The organism is Rhodococcus sp. DMF-1, assembly GCF_021441945.1.
Lineage (GTDB): Bacteria > Actinomycetota > Actinomycetes > Mycobacteriales > Mycobacteriaceae > Rhodococcus > Rhodococcus ruber.
Map to the genome: position 1 here is coordinate 2,662,799 of NZ_CP090442.1, position 7,648 is coordinate 2,670,446.

General features: G+C 73.2%; 1 protein-coding gene. It reads right to left on the reverse strand.

Annotated elements, in window-relative coordinates; all coding sequences use genetic code 11:
- Positions 1-41: 41 nt before the first annotated feature.
- The gene (locus LZP97_RS12260) at positions 42-7,430 is read right to left on the reverse strand and encodes a non-ribosomal peptide synthetase (protein ID WP_234575030.1); all 7,389 of its coding nucleotides are present in this window, start codon (positions 7,428-7,430) and stop codon (positions 42-44) included.
- Positions 7,431-7,648 lie beyond the last annotated feature (218 nt).

The following is a 7,648-nucleotide window of genomic DNA, read 5'->3' on the forward strand; positions in this document are numbered from 1 at the left end:
GGAGAACTCGTCCCGCCCGCAGGCAATCTACCGGCCGGTATTCAGTTCCGCATACTCCACGGGTCGACGGCGGCCACTGTCGCCCACTCGTCACCCGCTGCGGCGGACCCCGCGGGAACCTCGTCGCGGTCGGTGACGACCACGACCCGAAGGTCCTCGGCCGGCGCGTCGTTCAATGCTTCTACCTGCGACGACGCGACGAACGCGTGGGTCACCCACTCGTCGGTCACCACGGCGGCGAGGTCGGCGTCCGGCTCTGGCACCACCACCACCGCACCGGCGATCCCGGCCGCCAGGATCGCGAAGACGCGCCACTGCTCCGCCGTACCGTCGCACACCAGCAACCGTGACTCGTAGTCCAGCTTCCCCGCCGCCCCTCCGCCGCGGGCGAGGGCGACCAGTTCGCCGTGGTCGACCACACGGCCGGCCACCCACAGCGCGGGGTGCTGCGGCTGCAGGACCCGGACCCGCTCCGAGTAGTCGACCGGACGGGCGGACAGCGCCGCCACGGTGGCCACCGTCGCCGGCTCGTCGAGGTACAGCCAGCGCGCAGCGGCGGAGGGCCGGACGTCCGCCCCGTGCGTCGCCAACCCGAGCCCGGGTGTCTGCGCGGCCGTGGAGCCGGAGACAGCAGGCACGATCGCGGCGCCCGCCTTGGTGATCGCCCAGAGCGCGATGACCAGTTCCGGCCCGGCCGGCGCGGCGACCGCGACACCGTCGCCGGGCCCGACACCCTGGGCGATGAGATACCGGGCCCACTGCGACGACCGGCGCTCGAGCTCGAGATAGGTGACCTCGGCACCGTCCGCGACGAACGCCGGGGCCTCCGGGTCGGACTCCACCGCGACCTGCCACTCCTGCGGCACGGTCCGCTCGACCCGGTCGGGGGCCGCCACCGGCTCGGGCTCGATGTCGGCGGGCGCCGAGCGCTCGGTCTCGGTCCGGATGTCGATGTCTCCGACCACGGCCCGAGGGCTCTCCGCGACGGCGCGCAGGACGGTCAGGAAACGTTCGGCGAAGGTGGCGACGGTGCCGGCGTCGAACAGGTCCACGGCATAGGTGAACCCGACGTGCATGCCGGCGGCCGTCCCGCCCGGGTGCTCGCGCGGATCGACCGTCACCTGCAGGTCGAACTTGGCGGCGAGTTCGCCGCCGTCGAGCGCCTCGACGGTGAGATCCGGCAGTTCGAGCCGCGCTGCCTCGGTGTTCTGGAACGACAGCACCGTCTGGAAGACCGGATGCCGGGCCGGGGAGCGCGCGGCGACCACGTCGTCGACCACCCGCTCGAACGGCACGTCGGCGTGACCGAACGCCTCGAGGTCGACCGCGCGGGCCCGGTCGAGCAACTCGGCGAAGGACGCCGCCGGGTCCACGTCCGTACGCAGCGCAAGGGTGTTGACGAACATCCCGACCAGGTCGTCGAGGCGCCGGTCGCCGCGGCCCGCGACCGGCGTGCCGACGACGATGTCGTGAGTGCCGCTGAGGCGGGCCAGCAGCACCGCGAGGGCCGCGTGGACCACCATGAACAGCGACGCCCGGTGCGCGAGCGCAAGCGCGTCGAGCCGCTGCCGGATCTGCTCGTCGACCTGCACGGCCACCGTGCCGCCGCGCAGCGACGGCTGCGGCGGCCGCGGCCGGTCCGTGGGCAGATCGAGGAGCTCGGGCACGCCCGTCAGGCGGGAACGCCAGTAGGCGAGCTGGGCACCGGCCGGGGACTGCGCGTCGTCGGCGTCGCCGAGGACCCGGCGTTGCCAGAGCGCATAGTCGGCGTACTGCACCTCGAGCGGCGCCCAGGCGGGAGCATCTCCGGACAACCGCGCCGCGTACGCGGTCATCAGGTCCCGCGCCAGCGGCGCCAGCGACGCACCGTCGGCGGAGATGTGGTGGACGACGAGAGCGAGCACGTGGTCGTCGGCGCCGACCGAGACGATCCGGCCGCGCACCGGCACCTGCGACGAGACGTCGAACCCTTCGGCAGCGAGGGCGACGACCTCGGCGAGCGCCTCCTGCTCGGATGCGGCCTCGACCGGCACCACCGCGGGCACGACGGCGTCGGCGTCGAGGATGCGCTGGTAGGGCCCCGTCTCGTCCTGCGGGTACAGGGTGCGCAGCGACTCGTGCCGGTCGATCACGTCGCGCACGGCCGCGGTGAGCGCCGCGGTGTCGAGGCGGCCGCGCAGCCGGATCGCGAGCGGGATGTTGTAGCTCGCGGAGGCGGGGTCGAGCTGGTTGAGCACCCACATGCGCTGCTGGGCGAGGGAGAGCGGCACCCGGTCGGGGCGGGACCCGGCGGTCAGCGCGGGCCGGGCCACCGATTCCGCGTGTGCGTCGGCCCGGGCGGCGAGTTCGGCCACCGTCGGCGCCTCGAACAGCTCACGGATCGCCAGGGCGGTTCCCAGCGACTCGTTGACCCGCGCGATCACCCGCGTCGCGATGAGCGAGTTGCCGCCGAGGTCGAAGAACGAGTCGTCCGCCCCGGCTCCCTCGACGCCGAGCACGTCGGCGAAGACCTGTGCGACGACGTGTTCGGCGTCGGTGACCGGCTCGCGGCGCGTGCCCGCGGTGGTGGTCGCCCGGGGCACCGGCAGGGCGCGCCGGTCGAGCTTGCCGTTGACGGTGAGGGGCAGCTCGTCGAGAACGACCACGACGTCCGGAACCATGTAGCCGGTGAGGAAGGCGCCGAGCTGCTCGCGCACGCGGGCCACGTCGAGGTCCTCCCCGGCGCGGGGCACCACGTATGCGACCAGCCGATCGCCGAGACCGTCGTCGCGGACCACCGCGACCGCCTGGGCCACCCCGTCGGCACGCACCAGCGCCGCCTCGACCTCGCCGAGTTCGATGCGGAATCCCCGCAACTGCACCTGCGCGTCGCTGCGCCCCGCGTACTCGAGCTCACCGTCGGCGTTCCACCGGGCGACGTCGCCGGTGCGGTAGAGCCGGCCCGACCCGAACGGGTCGGCGACGAACCGGGCGGCGGTCAGCCCCGGACGACCGAGGTAGCCACGCGAGAGCTGATCGCCCGAGACGTACACCTCGCCCGGCACGCCCACCGGGACGGGCTGCAGCAGCCGGTCGAGCACCCGCAGCCGCAGACCCGGCAGCGAGCGGCCGATCCGGCTGGCGGCACCGGCGCGGGCGTCGCCGCGGTCGAGGGCCCGGAACGACACGTGGACCGTGGTCTCGGTGATGCCGTACATGTTGACCAGGGTCGGGGCCACGGGCCGGCGCCCGTACCAGCCCTCGAGCCTGCCGAGGTCGAGGGCCTCGCCGCCGAACACGACGTAGCGCAGGGCGAGCGGACCGGCGTCGGGGCGCTCCACCGACGCCACCCGGTCGGCCTCGTCGAGCTGGAGGAACGCCGAGGGGGTCTGGTTCAGCACGGTGACCCGCTCGGCCCGCAGCAGCTCGAGGAACTGCTCGGGCGAGCGCGACGTGAGGTAGTCGACGACGACGAGCCGGCCGCCGTACAGGAGCGGTCCCCACAGCTCCCACACCGTGAAGTCGAACGCGTAGGAGTGGAACAGCGTCCACACGTCGTCGGAGCCGAACCCGAACAGCGGTTCGGCGTTGGCGAACAGGGTCAGCACGTTGCGGTGGGTGACCGCGACGCCTTTCGGGCGGCCCGTCGAGCCGGAGGTGTAGATGACGTACGCACGGTTGTCCGCGCGCAGCGGCGCGATCCGCTCGGCGTCGGTGACCGGCCCGCTCGGCGCGTGCGGGTCGTCGTCCTCGACGTGCACCCGTGGCAGGCCGAGGTCCGGCAGGACACCGCCTGCGTCGGTGAGGAGGCAGCGCGGCCGGGAGTCCTCGAGCATGTACCGCAGCCGCTCGGCGGGATAGGTGGTGTCGATGGGCAGATACGCGGCACCCGACTTGAGTACCGCCAGCAGTGCCACGATCAGGTCGGCCGACCGGGGCAGCGCGACGGCCACGAGCTCGTCCGGGCCCGCTCCGGCCGCGACGAGCCGCCGGGCCAGGCGGTTGGCCCGCGCGTCGAGCTCGGCGAACGTGAGGGTGCGTCCGGCGAACGTGACGGCCGGGGCGTCGGGGCTGCGGCGGACGACGGACTCGAAGCGGTCGACGAGGGTCGCCTCGGCAGGCACCGGGGCGCCGGGTCCGAGGCTGCTCCACTCGGTGAGGATCCGCTCGGCCTCGGCGTCGCCGAGGAACGGCAGCGTGCCGATCGGGGTGGCGGCGGACGTGGCGACGCCCCGCAGGATCCGGGTGAATCGGTCGGCGAAGGACGTCATCGTGGGGGCGTCGAAAAGGTCGGTGGCGTAGGTGAGTTCGACCGTCATCCCGCCCGGCGCGTCGCGGTCCGAGACCTGCTCGGCGACGGTGACCTGAAGGTCGAACTTCGCGATCGCCGTGTCGAATTCGACGCCGGAGATGCGCAGATCCGGCAGCTCGAGGGTGGACTGCGGCAGGTTCTGGAACGTGAGCATCACCTGGAACAGCGGGTGCCGGGCCTGCGAGCGGGGCGGGTCGAGCACCTCGACGAGGCATTCGAACGGCACGTCTGCGTTCGCGAATGCCTCGAGGTCGGTGCCCCGCACCCGGGCGAGCAGGTCGGCGAACGACTCACCGGACACGACGGCGGTGCGCAGCACCAGGGTGTTGACGAACATGCCGATCACGTCGTCCAGAGCAGCCTCGCCGCGGCCCGCGACGGGGGTGCCGACGGCGATGTCGTCGGTGCCGGACAGGCGGGCCAGCAGCACGGCCAGCGCGGTGTGCACCACCATGAACACACTCGCGTTGTGGGTGCGGGCCAGCTCGGCGAGCGCGGCGTGCACTTCCTCGTCGATCGGGAAGCGAAGGGCGGCACCGCGATTGGAGGCGACGGCGGGGCGGGGACGATCGGCCGGGAGGCCGAGCTCCTCCGGCAGGTCCGCGAGCTGCGCGCGCCAGTAGGCGAGCTGCCGGGACAGCACCGACTCGGGATCGTCCTCGTCACCGAGCACCTCCCGCTGCCAGAGTGCATAGTCGGCGTACTGAACCGACAACGGCGGCAACGGGTTCGGCTCGTTGCGGGTACGCGCCCGATAGGAGGCGACGATGTCACGGGCCAGCGGCGTCATGGAGAAGCCGTCGCCGGAGATGTGGTGCACGACGAAGACGAGTACGTGCTCCTCGGCCGAGATCCGCAGCAGGGCGACGCGCCACGGCACGGCGGCGGTGACGTCGAACCCGGTGCCGACCAGTTCGAGGACCCGGGCGGGAACGTCCTCGATCTCGACGTCGACGGGCGTGAGATCCGGGACGGCCTCGGCCGCCGGCAGCACCACCTGGTAGCCGTCGCCGTCGATCTCCGGATACACGGTCCGCAGCGACTCGTGCCGGGCGACGAGGTCGGCGACCGCCCCCTGCAGGGCATCGACGTCGAGGTGTCCCGCGAGCCGGATCGCGACGGGGATGTTGTCGACCGCCGACTCGGGCGCGAAGCGGTTCAGGAACCACATCCGCTGCTGGGCGAGCGACAACGGGACCTGCTCGGGGCGGTCGCGGGCGACGAGCGGCAGGGCCCCGGAACCGGCCTGCGCCTCGAGCCGGTCGGCGAGCGCCTGCACCGTCGGGGCCTCGAACACCAGCGGCACCGGCACCCGGGTGTCGAGGACGGCGCCGAGCCGGGCGACGAGCCGGGTGGCGACGAGCGAGTTGCCACCGAGGTCGAGGAAGGAATCGTCGAGGCCGACTCGCTCGACGCCGAGGACGTCGGCGAAGACGTCGGCGACGGCCTGCTCGGTCGGGGTCTGCGGCGCCCGGTACTCGCGGACCGCGAAGACGGGGTCGGGAAGGGCCGCGCGGTCGAGCTTGCCGACGGGGTTGAGCGGCACCTCGGGGATGGGGACGACTGCCGCCGGCAGCATGTAGTCGGGCAGGAAGCCGGCCGCGAATTCGACGAGCGCACCGGTGTCGAGGTCCGCGGCCGCACCTGCCGGTACGACGTAGGAGACGAGCGCGGTCTCCCCGGACGGCAGCGGGCGGCCCACGGTGGTGGCGAACTCGACGTCCGGGTGCCGGACGAGGACCGCGTCGATCTCGGTGAGTTCGATGCGGTAGCCGCGGATCTTGACCTGGAAGTCGGAGCGGCCGAGGTACTCGATCGCACCGCCCTCGTCGCGGCGCACGAGGTCGCCGGTGCGGTACATGCGCGCCCCGCCGTCGGCGAACGGGTTGGCGACGAACCGGTCGGCGGTCAGACCCGGCCGGGCGTGGTATCCGAGCGCGAGCTGTGCGCCCGCCAGGTACAGCTCGCCGGTGACACCGGCGGGGACCGGCCGCAGGTGGGTGTCGAGCACGTAGGCGCCCACGCCGGGGATCGGGGTGCCGATGCGGATCGGCTCACCCGGGTGCAGGGCGGCGCTGCTGACCGCGAGGATGGTCGCCTCGGTCGGGCCGTAGCCGTTGAAGAAGTCGCGGTGGGGTGCGGCCCACCGTTCGACGAGATCGGGTCCGAAGCTCTCCCCCGCCACCACGACCACGCGCAGGTCGTCGAGTCCCCGAGGGTCCACCGACCCGAGGGCGGCGGGGGTGATGAACGTGTGGGTGACGCGCTCGGCCGCGAGCAGCTCCGAGAGGTCCGCGCCGCCGACGATCGTCGGCGGCGAGACCACGAGGGTCGCGCCCGCGCCGAAGGTGGCCAGCAGCTCGAGCATCGACACGTCGAAGCTGGGCGAGCAGATGTGCAGCACCCGGGCGTCCGCGGTGACCCGGTAGTGCTCACGCTCCGCGGTGATCAGCGAGCCGATGCCGCTGTGCGGGACGGAGACGCCCTTGGGCAGGCCCGTCGACCCGGAGGTGTAGATCATCCACGCCGGATGCAGCTCCGACAGGGGGCGGAGCCGGTCGGCGTACGACACCGGGTGGCTGGGGCGGGACGCGATGTCGGCGGCCACGGCGGGATCGTCGAGCGCGGTCCACTGCGTCGATCCCGGGAGAGCGCCGGCGAAGGCGGCCAGGGTCAGTCCGACGGCCGCACCCGAGTCGGACACCATGTGCTGAACCCGCTCGGCGGGGTACTTCGGATCCACGGGCAGGAAGGTCGCGCCCGACTTGGCGACCGCCCAGACGGACAGGACGGACTCCACCGAGCGCGGCACGGCAACGGCCACCACGTCGCCGGGCCCGATGCCCCGGGCGATCAGCACTCGCGCCAGCTGCGACGACCTCGCGTCCAACTCCCGGTACGTGAGGCCCGTTCCGCCGGGCGTGACGACCGCCGGATGGTCGCCGCGTTCCTCCACGGTCGACGCCAGCAGCTGGGGCAGCAGTGCCACCTGGGTGCGGGCACGCGCGCCGCGCTGGGGGCGGGCCGGCGCCGGTCGGCGGCTGCGGGCAGGGCGTTCGCGGTGCCTCCCGGCGGACGGCTCCGGAGCGATCGCCGGATCGCTCTCGCCCGGACTGCCGTCGTGTCGAGAAGACCGCATGTAGGTGCCCACATCCTTCGCTTCGATTCCGTTGCCAGCACGCGCGAACGATCAAGCATAGTCACTGCGCCCGGCGTCCTCGGCGGGACCGTACCGGCCGGTAGCCGCCACCCGTTCATCCACCGAGACGCCCGCGACGTTACCTTTACGGGCCCCACCTGCCCGAACGTGGTGGGGCTCCCCTCGACCGAAGGGAGCCCCACCACGCCGGCACGGCG

Bases quoted from the DNA above. Each gene is read 5' to 3' on its own strand.
- LZP97_RS12260 (WP_234575030.1), bottom strand. From the start codon at position 7,430: ATGCGGTCTTCTCGACACGACGGCAGTCCGGGCGAGAGCGATCCGGCG.